At 66.3% G+C, this 19700-nt stretch carries 19 protein-coding genes; 10 read left to right on the forward strand and 9 right to left on the reverse strand.

Translation table 11 applies throughout. The annotated features are described in order from the left end of the window. Positions 1–3: 3 nt before the first annotated feature. A complete protein-coding gene (locus ACOI2T_RS08315; RefSeq protein WP_421876260.1) occupies positions 4–1488 on the reverse strand; it encodes an MFS transporter in 1485 nt (494 codons plus the stop codon). Between the two features lie 209 nt (positions 1489–1697). Between ACOI2T_RS08315 and ACOI2T_RS08320 the strand changes: the two genes are divergently transcribed. Then, positions 1698–2420 (forward strand): FadR/GntR family transcriptional regulator, encoded by a 723-nt coding sequence (locus tag ACOI2T_RS08320; protein WP_409503322.1) that lies wholly within the window; start codon positions 1698–1700, stop codon positions 2418–2420. Positions 2421–2441: 21 nt separating this feature from the next. Here ACOI2T_RS08320 and ACOI2T_RS08325 read toward each other — a convergent pair whose 3' ends face one another. Further along, the gene (locus tag ACOI2T_RS08325) at positions 2442–2753 is read right to left on the reverse strand and encodes a hypothetical protein (RefSeq protein WP_067844588.1); all 312 of its coding nucleotides are present in this window, start codon (positions 2751–2753) and stop codon (positions 2442–2444) included. 449 nt (positions 2754–3202) lie between these two features. Here ACOI2T_RS08325 and ACOI2T_RS08330 point away from each other — a divergent pair, with 449 nt between their 5' ends. Further along, positions 3203–3805 carry a hypothetical protein gene (locus tag ACOI2T_RS08330; protein ID WP_409503321.1) on the forward strand — a complete coding sequence of 201 codons (603 nt, stop codon included), beginning with the start codon at positions 3203–3205 and terminating at the stop codon, positions 3803–3805. Between the two features lie 48 nt (positions 3806–3853). Next, positions 3854–5482 (forward strand): fatty acid--CoA ligase, encoded by a 1629-nt coding sequence (locus ACOI2T_RS08335; protein WP_409503320.1) that lies wholly within the window; start codon positions 3854–3856, stop codon positions 5480–5482. 304 nt (positions 5483–5786) lie between these two features. Here the strand turns inward: ACOI2T_RS08335 and ACOI2T_RS08340 are convergent, their stop codons facing one another. Both ACOI2T_RS08340 and ACOI2T_RS08345 read right to left on the reverse strand, forming a co-directional pair. Beyond that, complete coding sequence (locus ACOI2T_RS08340) at positions 5787–6977, reverse strand: lipid-transfer protein (protein ID WP_409503319.1); 1191 nt, start codon at positions 6975–6977, stop codon at positions 5787–5789. Positions 6978–6995: 18 nt separating this feature from the next. Next, a complete protein-coding gene (locus ACOI2T_RS08345) occupies positions 6996–7382 on the reverse strand; it encodes a hypothetical protein (protein ID WP_409503318.1) in 387 nt (128 codons plus the stop codon). 54 nt (positions 7383–7436) lie between these two features. Here ACOI2T_RS08345 and ACOI2T_RS08350 point away from each other — a divergent pair, with 54 nt between their 5' ends. Both ACOI2T_RS08350 and ACOI2T_RS08355 read left to right on the forward strand, forming a co-directional pair. Beyond that, positions 7437–7598: a hypothetical protein gene (locus ACOI2T_RS08350; RefSeq protein WP_409503317.1), complete on the forward strand. Its 162-nt coding sequence runs from the start codon at positions 7437–7439 to the stop codon at positions 7596–7598. A 30-nt stretch (positions 7599–7628) separates the two neighbouring features. Beyond that, the gene (locus ACOI2T_RS08355) at positions 7629–8678 is read left to right on the forward strand and encodes an NAD(P)H-dependent amine dehydrogenase family protein (protein WP_409503316.1); all 1050 of its coding nucleotides are present in this window, start codon (positions 7629–7631) and stop codon (positions 8676–8678) included. A 6-nt stretch (positions 8679–8684) separates the two neighbouring features. On the opposite strand, the gene ACOI2T_RS08360 is transcribed toward ACOI2T_RS08355, so the two are convergent. Further along, positions 8685–9728, reverse strand: a complete 1044-nt coding sequence (locus ACOI2T_RS08360; protein ID WP_085144033.1) for a zinc-binding dehydrogenase — start codon at positions 9726–9728, stop codon at positions 8685–8687. 37 nt (positions 9729–9765) lie between these two features. On the opposite strand from ACOI2T_RS08360, the gene ACOI2T_RS08365 reads away from it, so the two are divergent. After that, positions 9766–10620, forward strand: a complete 855-nt coding sequence (locus tag ACOI2T_RS08365) for a class II glutamine amidotransferase (protein ID WP_409503315.1) — start codon at positions 9766–9768, stop codon at positions 10618–10620. An 18-nt stretch (positions 10621–10638) separates the two neighbouring features. Next, entirely contained in the window at positions 10639–11493 is an 855-nt protein-coding gene (locus tag ACOI2T_RS08370; RefSeq protein ID WP_409503314.1) for a patatin-like phospholipase family protein, read from the forward strand. Here the strand turns inward: ACOI2T_RS08370 and ACOI2T_RS08375 are convergent, their stop codons facing one another. Beyond that, on the reverse strand, positions 11494–12462 hold the full coding sequence (locus ACOI2T_RS08375) for a patatin-like phospholipase family protein (protein WP_409503313.1): 969 nt from the start codon (positions 12460–12462) through the stop codon (positions 11494–11496). Between the two features lie 26 nt (positions 12463–12488). Beyond that, positions 12489–14174 (reverse strand): CocE/NonD family hydrolase, encoded by a 1686-nt coding sequence (locus ACOI2T_RS08380; RefSeq protein WP_409503312.1) that lies wholly within the window; start codon positions 14172–14174, stop codon positions 12489–12491. A 230-nt stretch (positions 14175–14404) separates the two neighbouring features. Here ACOI2T_RS08380 and ACOI2T_RS08385 point away from each other — a divergent pair, with 230 nt between their 5' ends. Continuing rightward, positions 14405–16123 (forward strand): SulP family inorganic anion transporter, encoded by a 1719-nt coding sequence (locus ACOI2T_RS08385; RefSeq protein WP_409503311.1) that lies wholly within the window; start codon positions 14405–14407, stop codon positions 16121–16123. Here ACOI2T_RS08385 and lpqV read toward each other — a convergent pair. Continuing rightward, positions 16120–16578, reverse strand: coding sequence for a lipoprotein LpqV (gene lpqV, locus ACOI2T_RS08390; RefSeq protein ID WP_409503310.1), 459 nt, complete (start codon positions 16576–16578; stop codon positions 16120–16122). The genes ACOI2T_RS08385 and lpqV overlap by 4 nt on opposite strands. A gap of 120 nt (positions 16579–16698) precedes the next feature. Here lpqV and ACOI2T_RS08395 point away from each other — a divergent pair, with 120 nt between their 5' ends. Beyond that, on the forward strand, positions 16699–17232 hold the full coding sequence (locus ACOI2T_RS08395; RefSeq protein ID WP_067844608.1) for a cysteine dioxygenase: 534 nt from the start codon (positions 16699–16701) through the stop codon (positions 17230–17232). Between the two features lie 2 nt (positions 17233–17234). Then, positions 17235–17603, forward strand: coding sequence for a rhodanese-like domain-containing protein (locus ACOI2T_RS08400; RefSeq protein WP_409503309.1), 369 nt, complete (start codon positions 17235–17237; stop codon positions 17601–17603). 387 nt (positions 17604–17990) lie between these two features. Here the strand turns inward: ACOI2T_RS08400 and ACOI2T_RS08405 are convergent, their stop codons facing one another. Beyond that, positions 17991–19625 carry an alpha/beta hydrolase gene (locus tag ACOI2T_RS08405; protein ID WP_409503396.1) on the reverse strand — a complete coding sequence of 545 codons (1635 nt, stop codon included), beginning with the start codon at positions 19623–19625 and terminating at the stop codon, positions 17991–17993. Positions 19626–19700: the final 75 nt, after the last annotated feature.

Below are 19700 nucleotides of genomic sequence, written 5' to 3' on the forward strand. Positions count from 1 at the left end.
GTGTTACTTGTCGGCGGGCGCAGCATCGGGCATCGTCTCGGTGCTGTCGGTCGGCCAGACGTGTTTGGGTTTGACCAGTCGTTGGACCCGCAGCGGGGCGTTGATGCCGATCAAGACGATGACAACGGCGGTGAGCCCGAAGGACAGCACGGCCAGAGCGGTGCCGAGTGGCATCTTCGTGGCGAGGCCTGCCCCCAGTACCGGGGCCACCGCACCGCCCAATGCGCCTACGTTGTAGGCGAATCCGAGGCCGGCCGCACGCTTCTCGACCGAGAAGTAACCACCGATCCACTTGGGCAGCAGTCCCGAGATGCCTTGTCCGAACACCTGCTGCAGGAACAACAGCAGGCCGAGAACGAGAAGATTGTGGCCCCCGACAAGGAACACCGGGAAGATCAGCACCTGTGAGATGACGAGACTCATCCAGTACGCCCGCCGGGTGCCGAATCGGTCGCCGGTGAAGCCCGCGACGACGCAGCCGACCGCGGCGCCGAAGCCGGAGAAGAACAAGATGTTCGCGACATCCGCCGGGTCGAGTTCGAGATCGGTCTTGAGGTAGGTGGGCAACAACGCCTGAATCGGCCACGAGTACAGGAATGCGGTGAAGATGACCACCATCACGGTCAAACCGGTTGGCCAGCGGGATCCTTCGAACTGCACCATGAACGACACGAACACCGCCGCGGCAAGAAGCGCGAGCGCGGCCACCGCGAACGGGTTGCCGACGGTGTGGGTGAAGATGAGCAACAACGCGCCGAACGCGAGGATGGTTGCCACGACGTTGAACACGGACCGGCGACCCTTGTAGAGCGTGCTGAACATATCGGGTGCCGCGGTGCGGGTGCCGGCGTGGTGTTGCTCCCTGGCACGCTCCCAGTCGTCGGACTCGGGCAGGGTCCGGCGCAGCCACAGCGCGAGTGCGATGGGGACCAGGCCGATCGCGAACAGTGCGCGCCAGCCCCATTCGGGCACCACGAACCGGTACGCCTGCGCGGACAGCACGGCACCGATCGAGAAACCGCTGATCAAGAACCCGGAAGCTTTGTTACGCATGTGTTTTGGCCAGGACTCGATGACATACGTCGAACTGGAACCGTATTCGCCCGCCATGCCGAGGCCGATCAACAGCCGCGCGGCGAACAGAACCCAGTAGCCGGGCGCGACCGCACACAGTACGGACCCGAGCGAGAACAACGCGATGCTCACGACCATTGCGTTCTTTCGGCCGAACCGGTCACCGAACGCACCGAGAGCCAATCCGCCGAACCAGCGGGAGATGAACGCCGCCGACACCAGCGTTGCGCCCATCACCGGCGTGAGCTGGAATTCGCGGATCACCTCGGTGAGGACGAGCGTGATGATCACGAAGTCGAAACCGTCAAGCAGATATCCGAGCCACGAGGCGACGAACGCCTTCCACTGCCGTCGCGTGAGTTGCCGATACCAGACAGTGGGTTCTTTGGTGCTGCCGCCGACCGTGCTCACCACATCGCTCTCCCTTGAACGTCGGATGTCTGATGTCCTATGTCGTGTAGACCGTAGAGCGCAGTGACGCTCAGCACAAGACCCGTCTTCAGGCCTGGTAGATAACTCGCGCCAGCGCTGCCAAGGACATCTGATGTAGTACCTTCGTTGCCAGGACGTGGTCTGTTGACCCGAGCGAAACCCGTCGAGCCCTGGAAGGACCGGATCCGTCGATGCAGCACGATGTGTCGAGCCTCATTGCTCCCGCAGATCTCGGGGGCGGCACCGTGGTGAGCCGCATCAAGGAGTACATCCTCGCCAATCGGCTGTCTCCAGGCGATCCGCTGCCCACCGAGAACGAACTCAGTCAGCAGCTCAACGTCAGCCGGTCCCGCATCCGGGAGGCCATCAAGACGCTGTCCGCGCTCGACATCGTCGAGGTACGCCACGGCTACGGCACCTACGTCGGGCGGCTGAGCTTTCGCGCCATGGTGGAATCGCTCGCCTTCCGGGGCATGCTGAACGCCGAGGACGGCCTACACGTCTTCGCCGAGCTGGTCGACTTCCGAGAGCTGATCGAAACCAGCCTCGCCGGACAGATCATGGAGCGCCTCACCCCGCAGGCGGCACTGAGCATGCGGCGCCTCACCGAGACGATGGCCGAAAAGGCCGCGCAGGGGCAGGAGTTCGCCGCCGAGGACAGAGAATTCCATCTGCTGCTGATGGAGACCACCGGCGCGCTGGCAGTCGGTATGACAGGTGCGTTCTGGGACGTGCACGCATTGGCCTCCCGTGCGGTCGGCCCGCCGGATGATCTGCAGGCCACCGTCAACGCGCACGTCGCGATACTCGACGCGATCGAGATGGGTGACGCCGAGCAACTGCGCGCCGCAATCCGCGCGCACTACGTCCCTATCCGGGAACGCATGACCCGGCAGCGACCGGGGCGCGAGTGACGCGGAGTTCGAACGGTTCGCTCAGCGCTGGCAGTTCAGCGAGACGGACACCGTCTGGCTGGTGACGACCTCGACCAGGGCGCGGTCGTTGTTGAAGCCCGGGCCGATGTAGGGCACCCACTGCTTGACCTGCTGGGGGTTGCGCACGCTGGTGACGACGCACTGGTCCAGCGGCGCGGTTCCGACCCGGTCGATGTTGACCGTGTAACCCTCGGACTGCAGCCGGCTGATCACCTGCTGAGCCGTTTCCTCGGCGGAGGCGAGACCGGCAGGCGCGCCCATCACCCCGATCGCAGCTGCAGCGACTGCAACCAGGGACCACTTCACGCGCATTGACCGCACCTCTCCTCAGTTACTTCACATCTTCCTCTCCATACATCGTTTCGGAAACTCCTTTCGTTCCCGGTTCTGCGGCCGAGTTTGTGTGACTTACACCTGGCCGGACAGCAAAGTGCGCCAGATGTGCGTTCGGCGGGCGCTCGACCGCTTTCGTCGAACCGGAACACGGTGGCAGTGTGCGGGTTTCGTACCGGTGTCACCGGGTGTATCGATGTTTGCTGACAGGGCTGGCGGTTCATGTAGTAATCGAGTCAAGCGGCCCGGATAGATGCTCCCGGCCGGAAACGAAGCCCCCACCGGGAACGGTGTTTCGTTCTATGTTGCTTGTGATTCGGCGCAGGGGCGGTGGGGAGTGCTGAGTTCCGTCCGGTGCCGAGTTCTGTCGACGCATGCTTCCTGTGAGCTTGCTGAATATTTGCTGTACGACGAAGGAGGGGTGGCCGATGTCGGCGCCAGTGCTGCAGATCGACCGGATCGACAGTTCCGACGAGCGATTCGGACGGGCGAAACGCTGGGAGTATCAGGTCTTCGGCCAGGGGAACGGATATGCCGGCGCAGACGACGACGCGGCCGGCGAGATGTGTCACTTCCGGCGCTGGGAGCAGTCATCGGAGTTCTTCGTCGGGCTCGGCGGGGACGAGCAGCCCGTCGGTATCGCGCGGGCGCTGCGGGCGACCCCCGACCTCGGCATCGACAGCTTCAGCACGGCCTACGTCGCCGGGCAGGCGAACCTGATCTACCGCGACTGGCAGGCGTTCTTCGCCACCGTCTCGCCGAACCGCGTTGCCGAACTCGCCACGCACGCGGTGGTTGCGTCACACCGCAAAACAGGTGTCTCCGAACAACTTTGGCGCCATCTCGCGCAAACGCTGTCGTCCGACGGTGTCCGCTTTGTCACGGTCGCGCTGGCCGCGCCGCTGTTCGATCGGTACCGGTCGAGATTCGGCGACGCCATCGAACAGTTCGCCGACATTCTGCCCGGCTATGTCGGGGTGGACAGCGTTCCTGCGGTCATCGACCTGGAGCTGCTCAAGCCTGGCGCATAGCTGCCGAATCGCCCCGGAGCGGGCGCCGCCGCGGATAGCATCGCGCCCGTGGACAGCACTATGCAGAAGTGGCCATTGACGATTACGGCGATCCTGCGGCATGCCTGCGGCGTCAACGGTGACCGCACGGTCACCACCGCGACCGGCCAGGGCGGCTACCGCACCACCAGCTACCGCGAGGTCGGCGAGCAGGCCGCCAGGCTGGCGCATGCACTGCGTGGGCTGGGTATCACGGGCGACGAGCGCGTCGGCACGTTCATGTGGAACAACACCGAGCACCTGACCGCCTACCTCGCGCTGCCCGCGATGGGCGCGGTGTTGCACACGCTCAACATCCGCCTCTCCCCGGAGCAGATCGCCTTCATCGCCAACGAGGCCGAGGACCGCGTGATCATCGCCGACTCGTCGCTGATCCCGTTGCTGGCTCCGGTGCTCCCGCTCGCGGAAACGGTGCACACCGTGCTCGTGGTGGGTGACGGTGACCTGGCGCCGCTGACTGCCTCCGGCAAAACCGTGCTGCGCTACGACGAGGCGCTGGCCGGGCAGTCACCGCAGTTCGACTGGCCGGACATCGACGAGAACTCCGCTGCCGCAATGTGCTACACGAGCGGAACCACGGGCAACCCCAAAGGAGTCGTCTACAGTCACCGGTCGAGCTATCTGCATTCGCTCAACACCTGTACCGCCAACGCACTCGACGTGAGCACCACCGACGTGGTGTTGCCCATCGTGCCGATGTTCCACGCCAACGCGTGGGGCCTGCCGTATGCGGCGCTGATGGCGGGCGCGAACCTGGTCATGCCCGACCGGTTCCTGGACGGGGCGTCGCTGATCGAGCTGATCGAATCCCAACGCCCGACCGTCGCGGGTGCGGTGCCCACGATCTGGAACGACGTACTGAACTGTCTGGAAAAGGCTTCGGGCCATGATGTTTCGTCACTGCGACTGGTCGCCTGCGGTGGCTCGGCGGTGCCGGTGTCGCTCATGCAGAGCTTCCAGGAACGCCATGACGTCTACATCCAACAGGCGTGGGGGATGACCGAGACGTCACCGCTCGCGACGGTCGCCAAGCCGTTGTGCGATGTGTCCGACGAGCGGCACTGGTCGATGCGGGCGACACAGGGCAGGCCCATGTGCGGTGTCGAGATCCGCATCGTCGACGACGAAGGCAATCCGCTGCCGGCCGACGGCAAGACCGTCGGCGAGCTAGAAGTGCGTGGGCCGTGGATCACCGGCAGCTACTACCTGGGGCGCGACGCCGGGAAATTCGATTCCGGCTGGCTGCGCACCGGCGATGTCGGCGCGATCGACGAGCTCGGCTACGTCACGCTCACCGACCGGGCCAAGGACGTCATCAAGTCCGGCGGTGAATGGATCTCGTCGGTGGAGCTCGAAAACCACCTGATCGCCCACCCTGCCGTGCTCGAGGCCGCCGTCGTCGCAGTGCCCGACGACCGTTGGCAGGAACGCCCCCTCGCGGTCGTCGTACTACAGGAGGGCGCTTCCGCGAGCCCGGAGGAACTTCGGGAGTTCCTGGCTGACAAGGTCGTTCGCTGGTGGTTGCCCGAACGATGGACGTTCATCGACCAAGTTCCACGCACGAGTGTGGGCAAGTACGACAAGAAGACCATCCGCGCCCGCCACGCCGAGGGCGTCTATGAGGTGATCACGCTCTAGGAGTTGGGTGTGGCGGGTGTGGCGGGGGTGCTGGCCCGCGATTGTCACGCCAGAGTGACGCTTGGCTTCTGCAGCCACTCCAGCGTGACAAGCGTGGGGTGTGGCGGGGTGTGCCGCCCGTCATTGTCACGCCAGAGTGACGCTTGGCTTCTGGTGCCACTCCAGCGTGACAAGCGTGGGGTGTGGCGGGTGTGTGCGCCGGTCATTGTCACGCCAGAGTGACGCTTGGCTTCTGCAGCCACTCCAGCGTGACAAACGCCAGCGTGACAAACGCCAGCGTGACAACCCCTGGCGTGAACCGGATTCAGCGCTCGGCGCGCTGATACGCCGTCACGACGGCCGCCCCGCCCAGGCCGATGTTGTGCTGCAGCGCAGCGGTGACGCCGTCGACCTGACGTTTGTCGGCGGTGCCTCGCAATTGCCAGGTGAGCTCGGCGCACTGGGCCAGGCCGGTCGCGCCGAGCGGGTGGCCCTTGGAGATCAGCCCGCCTGAGGGGTTGACGACCCAGCGGCCACCGTAGGTGGTGTCGTCCTTGTCGATCAGCGCGGGCGCCTCACCCTCGCCGCACAGGCCGAGAGCTTCGTACAGCAGGAGTTCGTTGGCGGAGAAGCAGTCGTGCAGTTCGATGACCTGGAAGTCCTCGGGCCCGAGGCCGGACTGGTCGTAAACCTGCTGTGCGGCTTTGACATTCATGTCGTAGCCGATGAGATTCTTGGCGGTGCCGTCGAACGTCGAGGCGAAGTCGGTGGTCATCGACTGGCCGACGATCTCGACCGCCTGACCGGCCAGGCCGTGCTTGTCGACGAACGCCTCGCTGGCGAGGATCGCCGCACCCGAGCCGTCGGAGGTGGGGGAGCACTGGAGCTTGGTCAGGGGGTCCGAGATCATGCGGGCGCCCAGGATGTCGTCGAGTGTGTACTCGTCCTGGAACTGGGCGTAGGGATTGTTGACCGAATGCTTGTGGTTCTTGTAGCCGATCTTCGCGAAATGCTCAGCCGTGGAACCGTACTGCTTCATGTGCTCGCGACCCGCGGCACCGAACATCCACGGTGCCACCGGGAAGCCGAACTCGTTGATCTCGGCCATCGCCTTGACGTGACGGGCCATCGGCGACTCCCGGTCTTCGGCGCCGCCGCCGAGCGATCCGGGCTGCATCTTCTCGAAGCCCAGCGCGATCGCGCAGTCGGCCAAGCCGCCCCGAATCGACTGGGCGGCAAGGTAAAGCGTGGTCGAACCGGTCGAGCAGTTGTTGTTGACGTTGACGATCGGAATGCCGGTCATGCCGAGCTCGTAGAGCGCGCGCTGGCCCGACGTGGAATCCCCGGCGACGTAGCCGACGTAGCCGGCCTGCACCTGCGAGTAGTCGATGCCGGCGTCGGCCAATGCCTTGGTGCCCGACTCGTCGGCCATCTGCGGGTAATCCCAGCCCTCGCGGCGACCGGGCTTCTCGAACTTCGTCATCCCCACCCCGACAACGAACACTTTGTTAACCATGTCGAGGAACATACGACGCTAACGATTCGCGGACAAGGACACGTTCTTGAGCCGCAGCTGACGCATGCGGACCGCCAGCCCGGCGGCGGCAAGCAGAGAGAAGATGCCCAGCTGCCACCAGTCGGCGGCGTTTCCGCCATCGCGGTCGACGAAGTGGTTGATCGCATGCAAGGTGTTGGCCACCACGAACCCGGCCAGCACCACCGCGATCACGTCATGCCACCACAGCGCGAACAGCATCGTCGCGCCGATCCCGATCTGAAACGCCCCCGCATCGTGCAGAAAATGTTCGTGGTTGGGCCAGTTCGCCCACTGTGCGAAGGATGCCGGGTCGATCCGCATCCACACCCCGGTCACCAGCATGCTCAGCGCGGCCACAACGACGACGATCTGGATGAATCTCATTTGCATACTCACCAGACGACGCAGCCCGCCGGGATGTGACAGTCACAATCGCGCGTGCCATCTCGTCCAACCGGTATGGCCTATCTCGCCGACCATTCGCTGCTGCTCACCGTGCCGGCATTCCTGCCTGCCGTCCTCGTGGCTCTTGTCGTGTCGTACGTGGCGCGACGGGATCGCACTTCTCCTGACGACGACGGTGGTGTAGACCTAAAGTAGAACGCGTTCTAGTTTCACCGAGGAGGTCGCGTGGCGCTCAAGGTCGTGCAATGGGCAACCGGGGGCGTTGGCGTGGCCGCCATCAAGGGCGTGCTCGAACACCCGGACCTCGAACTCGTCGGCTGCTGGGTGCATTCGGAGGCCAAGAACGGTCGCGACGTCGGTGACCTCATCGGAACGCAACCACTCGGCGTCATCGCGACCAACAACGTCGACGACATCCTGGTGTTGGACGCCGATGCGGTGATCTATGCGCCGCTGCTGCCCGATGCCGACGAGGTGGCCGCGTTGCTGCGGTCGGGCAAGAACGTGGTGACCCCGGTGGGCTGGATCTATCCCGGCGAGCGCCAAGGCGCGGCGTTACGCGAAGCGGCGCAAGCCGGCAACGCCACGCTGCACGGCACCGGCATCGCGCCCGGCGGCATCAGCGAGAAGTTCCCGCTGCTGTTCTCGGTCATGTCGACGGGGGTGACTTTCATTCGGGCCGAGGAATTCTCGGATCTGCGCACCTACGATGCGCCCGACGTGGTGCGCCATGTCATGGGTTTCGGCGACACCCCGGACAAGGCGCTCAGCGGGCCGATGCAGAAGCTACTCGATGGTGGATTCATCCAGGCCGTCAAACTCGTGGTGGATCAAGCCGGATTCAACGCCGATCCGCGGATACGGGCCTCACAGGAGATCGCGGTGGCAACGGCCCCGATCGAGTCGCCGATCGGCGTCATCGAGCCCGGGCAGGTCGCTGCCCGGAAGTTCCACTGGGAGGCGCTCGTCGACGGCGAGCCCGTCGTCCGGGTGACCGTCAATTGGCTGATGGGCGAGGAAAACCTCGACCCGGCATGGACTTTCGGTCCTGAGGGCCAGCGCTACGAGATGGAGGTCCGCGGCAATCCCGACTTCACCGTTGCGATCAAGGGATTCCAGGGGGACGTCGGCGATGACGGCCCAGAGCCTGGCGTGGTGGCCACCGCGGCACACTGCGTCAACTCGATTCCGGCGGTGTGTGCGGCCGAGCCCGGTATCGCGACCTACTTCGATCTGCCGCTATTCAGCGCGAAGGCCGCGCCCGGATTGCGGTGAGCGCGGTCAGGGCCGCACGAGAATGCGGATCGGATTGCCTTCCTGACGTTCGAGCTTGTCGATTCCGGCCGCGATGTCTTCGAGGGACACGACCTCGCTGATCGAGCGGGACAGATCGAGCCGGCCGAGGGACACCAGTGTCGCGAGCGTCGAAATGTCGACGTTCTGATAACCCAGGTGGCCGAGCACCTGCTTCTGCGTCAGACCGAACATCGACGTCGGGCCCACGGTGGGGGATTCGGCGCTCATCCCGACCGCGACCAGCCGCCCGCCAACGGTCAATTGACTCAACGCCTGTTCGAACGTCGACCTCAAGCCGACCGCGTCGAACGCCACGTCCAGCCCACGGCCGCCGGTCACCTCGGCGATCTCGTCGCCGAGATTCTCGTCGCGCGCGTCGAAGGCGTAGTCGGCGCCCAGCTCAAGCGCACGTTCGAGCACTTCGGGTTTGATGTCGACAGCGACAACGGGCACCGCGCCGACCAACCGTGACAGCTGCACGATGTGGGTGCCGACCCCGCCGAGTCCCCAGACACCGACGGATTCACCGATGCCGACCTTTCCGGTGCGCACGACGGCTCCGTACGGCGTCGACACCGCGTCGGCCAGAATCGCCGCCTGCTCGAGTGGCACGTTGTCGGGCACCCGGGTGAGTCCAACTGCTTGTGCGACGGTGTATTCGGCCCATGCCCCGTCATAGGCGAAGGCCATCAACTGGATCCGCATGCAGTTGGCGATGTCGCCGCGGCGGCAGTTCGGGCAACTCATACAGGGCCGGCCTGCCGCCACGATCACCCGGTCGCCCTCCGCCCAGCCGGTCACGTCGGGGCCGAGCTTCGCGATGACGCCCGACGCCTCATGCCCCTGCGTCACCACCGGTGCCTGCGCCGGGAAGGTGCCGTTGATCAAGCTCAGGTCGGAATGGCAGATCCCGCAGAACGCGACCTTGACCAGAACTTCGCCCGGTCCCGGCTCGGGAATCGGAACATCTTCGACCACAACTGTTTTGGTGTCGGCATAGAAGCGCTCTGCCCGCATGGTGGATGCCATATCGCTCTCCTCGCTCGAGCTACTAACATCAGCGTTCATGTGCCGACTGTTCGGCTTGCATGCCGGGCGCCGTGTGGTGACCGCGACCTTCTGGCTGCTGGATGCACCGGACAACCTCGCCGAGCAAAGCAAGCACAACCCCGACGGTACCGGTCTCGGGGTCTTCGGCGCCGACGGCGCTCCGGTGGTGCGCAAGGAGCCCGTGGCGGCGTGGCAGGACTCCGAGTTCGCTACCGAGGCGCACGATGTCTCGGCGACGACGTTCGTCGCACATGTCCGGTATGCGTCGACGGGTGCGCTGGACGTGGCGAACACCCATCCGTTCCTGCAGGACGGCCGGATCTTCGCGCACAACGGCGTTGTCGAGGGAATGGACGCGCTCGACGCCCGGCTACGTGAGTTGGGTGTCGACGGGCTCGTGGCGGGCCAGACCGACTCCGAACGCGTTTTCGCACTGATCACCGCGGCGATCCGGGCGCGTGACGGTGACATCGGTGCCGGCATCGTCGACGCGATCGGCTGGTTGGCCGACAACGTTCCCATCTACGCCGTGAACATCCTGCTCAGCACGGCCACCGACATCTGGGCACTGCGCTACCCCGAAACCCACGAGGTGTACGTGCTCGATCGGCGGCGCGCCGTCGAAAAGCGCCTGCGGTTACACAGTCGCCGCATCCACGCCGAATCCGAGCACCTGACCACAATGCCGTCAATCGTGTTCGCCAGTGAGCCGATGGACGGTGAACATTGGCGACTCATCGCCCCCGGCGAACTCGTGCACGTCGATGCCGACCTGGAGATCCACCGGCAGATGGCGTTCCCCGACCCGCCGCGTCGTCAACTGCGCCGCGACGAGCTCAGCGCCAAGGCGGCCGCGTCGCAGCACACCTAGCCCTGGCACACTCGGGCCATGTCGAAACGTGCGCTGGTACTCGCGGGTGGCGGTATCGCGGGAATCGCTTGGGAGACCGGAATTCTGCGAGGCATCGCCGACGAATCGCCGAACACGGCACGCGCACTGCTGGCGAGTGATGTGTTGGTGGGCACCTCGGCGGGCTCGACCGTGGCCGCTCAGCTGGGCAGCGGACTGAGCCTCGACGAGCTCTATGACCGCCAGATCGACGCGGTCTCAGCTGAGCTGAACCCGGGCGTGGGCATCGACGGCATCACCGAGCTGTTCGTCACGGCGATGCTCACCCCGAACACCACCAAACAGCAGAAGTTGCAGCGCATCGGCGAGATCGCGCTCGGTGCGCCGACGGTTGACGAGCCGGTCCGTCGCGAGGTCATCGCCGCACGGCTGCCCTCGCACCGCTGGCCCGACCGGGTGCTGCGGATCTCGGCGATCGACATCGCGACGGGCGAGCTGGTCGGGTTCGACCGCGACTCCGGGGTCGAGCTCGTCGACGCGGTCGCGGCCAGCTGCGCGGTGCCGGGCGCGTGGCCGCCGGTGACGATCGACGGCCGCCGCTACATGGACGGCGGGGTCGGCAGCAGCGTCAACATGGAATTGGCCGACGACTGCGACAGCGCGGTCGTGCTCGTGCCGTCGGGCCGCTCGGTGCCGTCACCGTTCGGTGGGGGTGGCACCGCCGCGGAAATCGAGGAGTTCGACGGACCTGCGTTCGGCATCTTCGCCGACGACGACGCACTCGAAGCGTTCGGAGCCAACCCGCTCGACCCGGCCTGCCGCGTGCCGTCGGCGCGGGCCGGCCGCGCTCAGGGCAGGCAGGTCGCCGCCGAGATCGCGGCTTTCCTGGCCTGATCAGCCGTCGAGTGCTCGGGCCGTCAAGTCCTGGCCGACGGCGATCACCTCGGCAGCGCGGTTGAACTCGAGGCTGCGGCACACCGTGCGCGGCACTTCGATCATCAGGTCGGGCGGGTAGGCCGCCAGCGTGTGACGCGCGAGCGCGGCCTGCGCGATGTCGATGGTCCGGTACATCACCTCGAAGCTTCCCAGCCGCGGAACTCCTGTGGCCTCCGGGATCTCGGGCAGTTCGCCGTCCGGCTCGGCCTCGTCACCGGGTTCGGGTACCGACGCCCCGAACCGGCTGAGCACGGCACGCGCCGTCGGCCGGTCGAGCACGTTGCGCACCGACGCGGTGTCGAGCACGGCCGAGGTGCTGCGCATCATGCGGCTGAGCCATTCGGTGGTGGGACGCGGGCCGGGCTCGGTCGCGGGTGTCTCGGGCTCGCTGCCCGAGACGCTCACCGCGATCGTCAGATCCGCGTTGACCGCGGCGATCGGTGCCATGGGAAGCGGGTCCAGGATGCCGCCGTCGCCGAGCAGCCGGCCGTCGAGCACGTGCGGCGCGATCACGCCGGGAATGGCGATCGACGCGCGGATCGCGGCGTCGACCGGCCCGCGCTGCAGCCACACCGACTTCCCGGAGATCAGATCCGTCGCGACCGCGGTGTACGGGATCGGCAGTTCCTCGATGGTCGCCTCGCCCAGGATGTCGCGCACCTTGTCGAGAATCTTCTCGGCCCGCAGGATCCCCGCGGCCGTGATCGACGGATCCAGCAGACGCAGCACCGCACGCTGTGTCAGAGTGCGTGCCCAATCGGCGAAGTCGTCGAGCTTTCCCGCCGCGTACAGGCCGCCCACCAGTGCGCCCATCGATGAGCCGGATATGCCGACGATGTCGTAACCGCGTTCGCGGAGTTCGTTGATGACGCCGATGTGCGCATAGCCGCGCGCGCCACCGCTGCCGAGGGCCAACGCAACTCGCATGTCTTCATTGTGCGCTGACGACGGCGCTACGGGATCACCGGCACGAGAAGCCGAGCCTGTCGGGCCGGGCCCCAGTGCAGGGTGCAGACGCCTCGTGAACGGCGTTCATACCAGGCCGGGAATTGACCGGTGAGTGGATTTCTGGGCCACAGCCAGCGCCCGGCGACCACCAGGCGCAATTGCTCACCGGCTCGGAACAACGTCGACGATGGCCCGAGCGGAATATCCACGGGCACAACTTCTCCGGGCTGCATCGGCTGGCTGTGAGTGAACGCACGGACCGGTTGGAAGGGGCGGGACGTCGATTCGTCGAGCGCGCGCAGCGACAGCCGCGCCCAGCCGGTGGTCACCCGGTCGCGGCCGAAACCGTAGGACCCCTCGAACGGCACGTAGTCCGGGCCACGCCATTTCTCCACGCCGACGAACAGGTCGGCATCCCCGGCCTCGGTCGAGACGAAGAGTCGTAGCGCCATCGGGCCGGTGATCTCGGTGTCGGTCGACATCGTCCAACCGAAACGAACTGCAGCTGAACGCAAGTCGAATTCTCGTGAGCCCGGTGCGCCGGCCGGCTCGGTGACCAGACCGGCTTCGGTGAGATAGCGGGGTGTCCACTGCGTGGACTCCAGTGGCCAGGCGGTCTCGGCGCGCACACCCGCGACGCGGTCTCGGCTTTCCCGCACCTCAAGTCGCACGCGGGGGAGTGCTGGGCGGGTGCCGCCGCGCAGGTGCCGGTCCAGGAAATCGAATTGTGCCTGCAGGGCTTCATCGGAATAGAACGCCGCCCACTTGCCGTCCCGATGTGTGAACAGGTGGCGTTCGACCGAGCTGATCCGTTCGAAGCCCCGGATCGATCCGCGGCTGTGGAGGTTGTTGTCGGAGAAGCTGCCGCAGATGAGGGCGGGCACCTCGATGCGGTCCAGCGCCGGTACGAGTGAGCGCCACCAGTCGTCGTACCGCGGCCGGTTCGTATTCTCCTTGCCGAGTTCATATTTCAGCCGCGCGGCCTTGAGCCCGCGACCCCACATCTTGACGAAGCCGACTTCTTGGATGCCGCCGGGCCGCAGTAGGTCACGGTAGGGATCGGTCATGCCTTCCCACGGCACGATCGCCTTGAGGTGCGGGGGCTTGAGCGCGGCCGCTTTCCACTGCGAGATCGCCAGATACGACACCCCGACCATGCCGACCGCCCCAGTGCTCCATGGCTGTGCGGCCGCCCATTCGATGAGGTCGTAGACGTCCTCGCCCTCTTGGTCGGACAGCAGTGAACCCACCCCGCCCGAGGTGCCCGCACCTCTGAGATCGCAGTTCACCGTGGCGAACCCGCGGCCAGCCCACCATGCGGGGTCCGGCGCCTCCCAACTCGTCAGCGTCGAAAACCGGACCGGGCTGGGCTGCCGAAGCACGCGGTACTGGAACGGCAGTGCATAGCCCGTGCCCCGCTTTCGCTTGGTGGGCAGTTTGTCCTTGCCGTACGGATGCGCGCACAACAGCACCGGAAAGCGATCGTCGGAGGCGGGCACGTGAACGTTGACCTTCAGCACGGTGCCGTCGCGGGTGGGCACCTCCGCGTCGTGGTGGACCCGGACGGCGCCGGGTGCCGGCTCATAGACCTCGACGGGCGAACGCACGATTCCACGCAGGCGCGTCAGCGCATAACGCGCGGCACCAGGACGTTTCCACGGACGATCCAGTGCGACGGCATCGGGCGGCATAGTGCGTCACGCTACGGCCGCCGGAAATTCAACGCAAGGGGAAATTCAGTCTTCGGTTCCGCCGAGGCGGTCTCGAGTGACTCTGGTCGTCGAGCGCAAGCTGATCGCCCAGTGTCACAGCGCTATTCGCGGTTACCCTGCCGCCCGATCACCGCACGATCCGGTGGCTGCGGGCAGCCACTGGCCGAGTATCGCCCGCCGAGCGGCCAACCGTGGCAAGGTTGTTCAGCATGAGCGTGCCAGCAAGGGCAACGGCGGCCGTGCGCAAGCTCGGCAAACCCACGCCTCGCGACGCGATCGCCGGCCTCGTGACCGGGTTGTTCTCCATCCCCGAAGGCATGGCATACGCGAGCATCGGCGGATTCAACCCGGTGGCCGGGTTGTACGCAGGCGTGGTGCCGGGGATCATCGGCTCGCTGTTCGCCCGCACCGTGCTGATGGTGACGACGCTGACCAGCGCGATCGCGCTCACCTCGCGCAGTGTGTTGCACGACGCCGGACTCGATCCCGCCGACCCGGCCAACGTCGCCGCGCTCGCCATCGTCGTCGGCATCGTGATGCTGGTGTTCGGGCTGCTGAAGTTCGGTTCGATCATGAGTTTCGTGTCGAACGCGGTGATGACCGGGTTCTCGACCGGCATCGCGCTGCAGATCATCGCCGGCGTGCTGGGCGACGCCACCGGCTACAAACCGCAGAGCGGCAACACAATCGGCAAGTTCATCGATTCGCTGGCCCACATCGGACTGTGGTCGGGCGCTGCGGTCGCGGTCGCGCTCGGGACCGTTGCGGTGTGGGCCGTCTTCCACTTCATCAAACCGCTGGAGTCGTTCGCGACTCTGCTTGCGCTGGTGGTTGTCACCGCCGTGGTGGCGATAGCAAAAGTCGATGTGGAAACCGTCGGCGACATCGCCTCGATCATGAATTCGCTTCCACCGGTGACCGTTCCGAACTTCGCGGCCATGCCGGAGTTGCTCATGGGCGGTGTCGCGGTCGCGCTCGTCGCACTCGCCCAGGCGGCAGGTATCTCGGCCGCGGTACCCAACCCGGATGGCAGCCGCACCAACATGAACGGCGACTTCCTCGCACAGGGTGCGGCCAACGCGGTCGGCGGTTTCTTCGGGGCGCTGCCGACCGGTGGGTCGCTGTCACGCACCGGAGTCGCCACGTCCGCGGGCGCTCAGACGCGGTGGGCCGGCATCTTCGCCGGCATCTGGCTCGCCCTGCTGGTGCTGATCGCCGGTTCGGCCGCAGAGATCATCCCGATGCCGGTGATCGGCGGACTCATCCTGGTGATCGGCGCCGAACTCGTCGTCGGCCGGTGGAAGGACATCAAGCTGGTGCTGCGGGTCGCCCCGCTGTCAGCGCTGGCCATGCTGATCACATTCGCCGCGACCACGCAGCTGCCGCTGCACACCGCCATCCTCATCGGTGTCATCACCTCTCTGGTGCTCTACTGCGCCAAGGCGGCGAAGTCCGCACAGCTGATGGCGTTGGAGCCCGACAACGGCGGCTGGCGCAGCGTGCCCGTGCCCGACCAGTGCGCAAGCAACGACGTCACGATCCTGCACTACGCCGGTGTCGGGCTGTTCGCCGAAGTGGCCCGCATCGACGAGGATTGGCCGCGTGCCGAGGGGAGCACCAACGCCGTCGTCGTACTGAGCATGCGTGCGCTGCCCGATGTGCCGTCGTCGGTCGCGATCAAGGCACTGCGCCGCTGGGGCGGCGAGCTCAAGGCCAACAACGGGCGACTGATCGTCAGCGGCGTCGACGCGGCGACCGCAGAGGTGCTGCGACGCGGCGACCTCGACGATCTGCTCGGTCCCGACGGCATCGTGCCCGCCACCGATCGCGTGTTCGGGGCGCTGGACACGGCCGTCGCGCAGGGCCGCGCCTGGATCGCCGCCCAGCGGGGCGAGCCCGGTGATTTAACGCAACGTGATTCGAACTAGCTGCACAGCTGGTCGGCCGCGGCCTGGACCGCAACGATGACGGCCGCCTGCCGCGCCGGCTCGAGCTCCGCCCATGGCTTGTTGTAGGTGCCAGGACCGGGGGCAGCGTCCGGCGCCTGCAGGCTCGCGAGGTACGGCTCGATCTGGGCTTTGGGATCGCCGCCCTTCTCGTCCATCCACACCTTGGCGGCGTGACAGGCCTGGAAGTACTCCTCTTCCGTGGACTGCGCGTCCGCGCCGACCGCCGTCGTGACCCCACCGGGCGACACCGCGACCTCACCCGGCGCAGCCGTCGGAGTCGGCGACTCGGCCGTGGTGGTCGCTGTCGTCGCCGGCGCCGAGGACTCCTGCGATTGGTCTTTGTCATCCCCCGACGAACATCCGACGAGCAGGCTGAGACCGGCCGCCGCGACGGCTCCGGCGGTCGCCCGCGACACCCACGTGTAACTGCGCATGCCGCCAATCTATGCAACACTGGCGGCCGTGACGGAAAGGACCGGATATCAGGAGTGTTGTCGGGCTCGGTAGAGCACCGACCGACCTCCCTTTCCACCCGTCATTCCTGGAGTCCTTCCATGCTTTCCACCGTTCCTACGGTTGCGCCCAGTTTTGTCCCCGCGGTGTCCGCGCCCACCCGGCTGCGGTTGCCCGATCTGTTGAACACCACCGACCGCGCGGCCGACGACGTGCTGTCCGGTCGTTACGACCGGATGCTGCGCGGGCTGCCCGAGGACGAACGTTGGTACACCCGGCTCGTCGGTAACGACGAGCTCGATGTCTGGCTGATCAGCTGGGTGCCCGACCGGTCGACCGAGTTGCACGATCACGGTGGCTCGCTCGGTGCGTTGACGGTGGTTTCCGGCACATTGACCGAAACTCGCTGGGACGGTGAGGGGTTGAAGCGCAGGCAGTTGTCCGCCGGAAGTCAGGCGGCGTTCCCGCTGGGCTGGGTGCACGATGTCGTGCGGGCACCTGGCCCGGTCAGTGGGCCGACGCTGAGCGTCCACGCCTATTCGCCACCGTTGACCGCGATGTCGTATTACGAAGTGACTTCGCGAAACACCCTGCGCCGCAGCCGCACTGAACTCACCGACGCGCCGGAGGGATGACGATGAGCCGCATCGACGCAGTGCTGGAGGCGGCGCGTGCCCGCTTGGACCGCCTGCCCGCGGCCGACGTGCCCGCCGCGCTTGCGGACGGGGCCGTGCTGGTCGACATCCGCCCCGCCGCGCAGCGTGCCCGCGAAGGGGAGGTCGACGGCGCGCTGGTGATCGAACGCAATGTCCTGGAGTGGCGGTGTGATCCGACGTCTGATGCGCGGATCCCGCAGGCCGTCGACGACGATGTGTACTGGGTGATCCTGTGCTCGGAGGGCTACACGTCGAGCCTGGCCGCGGCGTCGCTGTTGGACCTGGGCCTGCACCGGGCCACCGACGTCATCGGTGGATATCACGCGCTGGTCGCCAACGGTCAGGTGTGACGGGCGGTTTCGCGGTCGCGTGGCGCGCCGGCGGATCTGAGCATGGGTGCCTTCCTGCCCGCCTATGCGCGACTTTGTCGCGGAAATCGCCACACGGGTCCCAGCGGTAGCTGGCGCAACACGCCTGGAATCCCAGCGGGCGCAATGAACGCATTGGCAACTCTGGCAACGGTTTTCGAGCTGCCCGCTTGTCAGCGACTTTGTCGCTGATAGGTGGACAGCCCAAAACCTGTGACGATCGTGGCCAACGTCGTCAGAGGTGCCGGTGTGACTACCGGTCTGGGGCCTACGTGCCGGATGTGGCCCAAGGGGTGTTTTCCGCGACTTTGTCGCTAATAGCCGGGCAGACCGCCAGTGGCCACCCCCGGCGCCCGAAACGCCGAGCGCTCAAGCATTTTCGTTACTGGTCAGCAAAGGCCGCAGCTTTTCGGTTTTCTCCGGCGTCCAGCCGGGCGGCTGCATGATCGCCGCCCACGCGTTGGCGACATCCTTGACGAAGACGTGGCCGTGGCCGTCGGGCACCTCGACCGCAACCGCCATGTCAGCAGACACCTGCAGGAACGTCACCACCGGAATCCACTCCATGCGGGGTGACACGTCATAACCGCGGGGTTCGCGCAGCCAATCCGGTTTGGAGAACAGCAGATCCGGCGTCCACCACGAGATCGGATCGGACGCGTGCTGCAGATACACCACACGCGGGTTGCCCCACGGCTTGTCGGGGCGGTCCAAGTTCTGGGCCTCAGCGCTGAAACGCACGTTCTCGCCGTTGTCGTAGATCGGCAACCACTCGGGCGACCCGGCATCGCGCTCGCGGGTCAGGGTGGTCCAGATCGTGTTCTTGAACGTCGGGCCCGAGAACAGGGCCCCGTCGGTGCGGGCAATGAGGTTGTTGAGCGCCAGGAACGGGGCCTCGCCACCGAATGAGCCGAGACTCTCGCCGAACACCACGAGCTTGGGGCGGCGGTCCTCGGGCAGTTCACGCACGAGCGCATCGATCGCCTCGAACAGCGCCTGGCCGGCCTGGCGGGCGTTCTCCTGGTCGACGAGGAACGACAGCCAGCTCGGCAGGAACGAGTACTGCATCGACACGATCGCGGTGTCGCCGTTGTACATGTACTCCAGGGCCGAGGCTTCGGCCTCGTTGATCCAGCCGGTTCCCGTGGTCGTCGCGACCGCGATCACCGCACGATCCAGGCCACCCATACGCTGCAACTCCCGCGCCGCGAGAGCCGCGGTGGCCTGGATGCCGTCAGCGGAATGCAGGCCCGCGTAAGCCCGGATGGGTTCGACGGCGGGAGTTCCGTTGAATCGCGAGATCTGCTCTGCACTGGGACCGCCGGAGACGAAGACACGGCCTTGATGGCCCAGCGATTCCCAGCTCGTGAGCGATTGCGGGCCACCGGACCGCAGCACCGAATTCGGTGCCGCGAAATCCGGGTCGGTCTCGTCGTTGATGGCGGCGAAGGTCTTGTTGATGGTGTCCATCGCGACGCGTACCACCACACCGTTGAGGAGTGCAATCGACAACGCGAGCAGCAGTGCCACCACGACCACGGCCGAAACACGGGGCGGCAGAAAACGATCCAGCTTCTGGTCGAGGAAACGCACCAGCTTGCCGATCAACTGGCCGATCTCGACCAGCACGAACAACACCACGATCGACAGCACGGCCGTCAGCGGGTGATCCCAGAACCCGAGGCGGGGCACCCCCATGAGGTCGCGGACGTCGTCCTGCCACACGTGGAACCAGATGATCATCAGGATCTGGCCGACGATCCCGACCACGACGAGGGCCACCCAGGCCCACCTCGGCGCTTTGGGGCTGGTCTCGGCCGAGCGCATGTACCGCACCAACCACACGCCGAACACGCCGAGCCCGTAGCCGATCGCCCCGGCGCCGCCGCTGACCAGTCCCTGGAACAACGGACCGCGCGGCAGCAGCGACGGAGTCAACGACAACCAGATGAATACCAAGCCCACCGCGGTGCCGAAGAACGTGTAATGGCGCACCCACCACATCGGCTTTTCGGGAGGTGCGGGTGGCGCCTCGTCCTCGGAGATTTCGGCAGTGTCTGCAGTGCTTTCCCCGGCGGT

It is taken from the genome of Mycolicibacterium wolinskyi str. Jessa 2025, assembly GCF_049241375.1.
GTDB lineage: Bacteria > Actinomycetota > Actinomycetes > Mycobacteriales > Mycobacteriaceae > Mycobacterium > Mycobacterium wolinskyi.

Excerpts from the sequence above, each read along its gene's own strand:
- ACOI2T_RS08380 (WP_409503312.1), bottom strand. The coding sequence starts at position 14,174 with ATGCCGCCCGATGCCGTCGCACTGGATCGTCCGTGGAAACGTCCTGGT.
- ACOI2T_RS08340 (WP_409503319.1), bottom strand. The coding sequence starts at position 6,977 with ATGGTTAACAAAGTGTTCGTTGTCGGGGTGGGGATGACGAAGTTCGAG.
- ACOI2T_RS08385 (WP_409503311.1), top strand. The coding sequence starts at position 14,405 with ATGAGCGTGCCAGCAAGGGCAACGGCGGCCGTGCGCAAGCTCGGCAAA.
- lpqV (WP_409503310.1), bottom strand. The coding sequence starts at position 16,578 with ATGCGCAGTTACACGTGGGTGTCGCGGGCGACCGCCGGAGCCGTCGCG.
- ACOI2T_RS08370 (WP_409503314.1), top strand. The coding sequence starts at position 10,639 with ATGTCGAAACGTGCGCTGGTACTCGCGGGTGGCGGTATCGCGGGAATC.
- ACOI2T_RS08360 (WP_085144033.1), bottom strand. The coding sequence starts at position 9,728 with ATGGCATCCACCATGCGGGCAGAGCGCTTCTATGCCGACACCAAAACA.
- ACOI2T_RS08320 (WP_409503322.1), top strand. The coding sequence starts at position 1,698 with ATGCAGCACGATGTGTCGAGCCTCATTGCTCCCGCAGATCTCGGGGGC.
- ACOI2T_RS08330 (WP_409503321.1), top strand. The coding sequence starts at position 3,203 with ATGTCGGCGCCAGTGCTGCAGATCGACCGGATCGACAGTTCCGACGAG.
- ACOI2T_RS08345 (WP_409503318.1), bottom strand. The coding sequence starts at position 7,382 with ATGAGATTCATCCAGATCGTCGTCGTTGTGGCCGCGCTGAGCATGCTG.
- ACOI2T_RS08405 (WP_409503396.1), bottom strand. The coding sequence starts at position 19,625 with ATGTGGTGGGTGCGCCATTACACGTTCTTCGGCACCGCGGTGGGCTTG.
- ACOI2T_RS08375 (WP_409503313.1), bottom strand. The coding sequence starts at position 12,462 with ATGCGAGTTGCGTTGGCCCTCGGCAGCGGTGGCGCGCGCGGCTATGCG.
- ACOI2T_RS08400 (WP_409503309.1), top strand. The coding sequence starts at position 17,235 with ATGAGCCGCATCGACGCAGTGCTGGAGGCGGCGCGTGCCCGCTTGGAC.
- ACOI2T_RS08325 (WP_067844588.1), bottom strand. The coding sequence starts at position 2,753 with ATGCGCGTGAAGTGGTCCCTGGTTGCAGTCGCTGCAGCTGCGATCGGG.
- ACOI2T_RS08395 (WP_067844608.1), top strand. The coding sequence starts at position 16,699 with ATGCTTTCCACCGTTCCTACGGTTGCGCCCAGTTTTGTCCCCGCGGTG.
- ACOI2T_RS08365 (WP_409503315.1), top strand. The coding sequence starts at position 9,766 with ATGTGCCGACTGTTCGGCTTGCATGCCGGGCGCCGTGTGGTGACCGCG.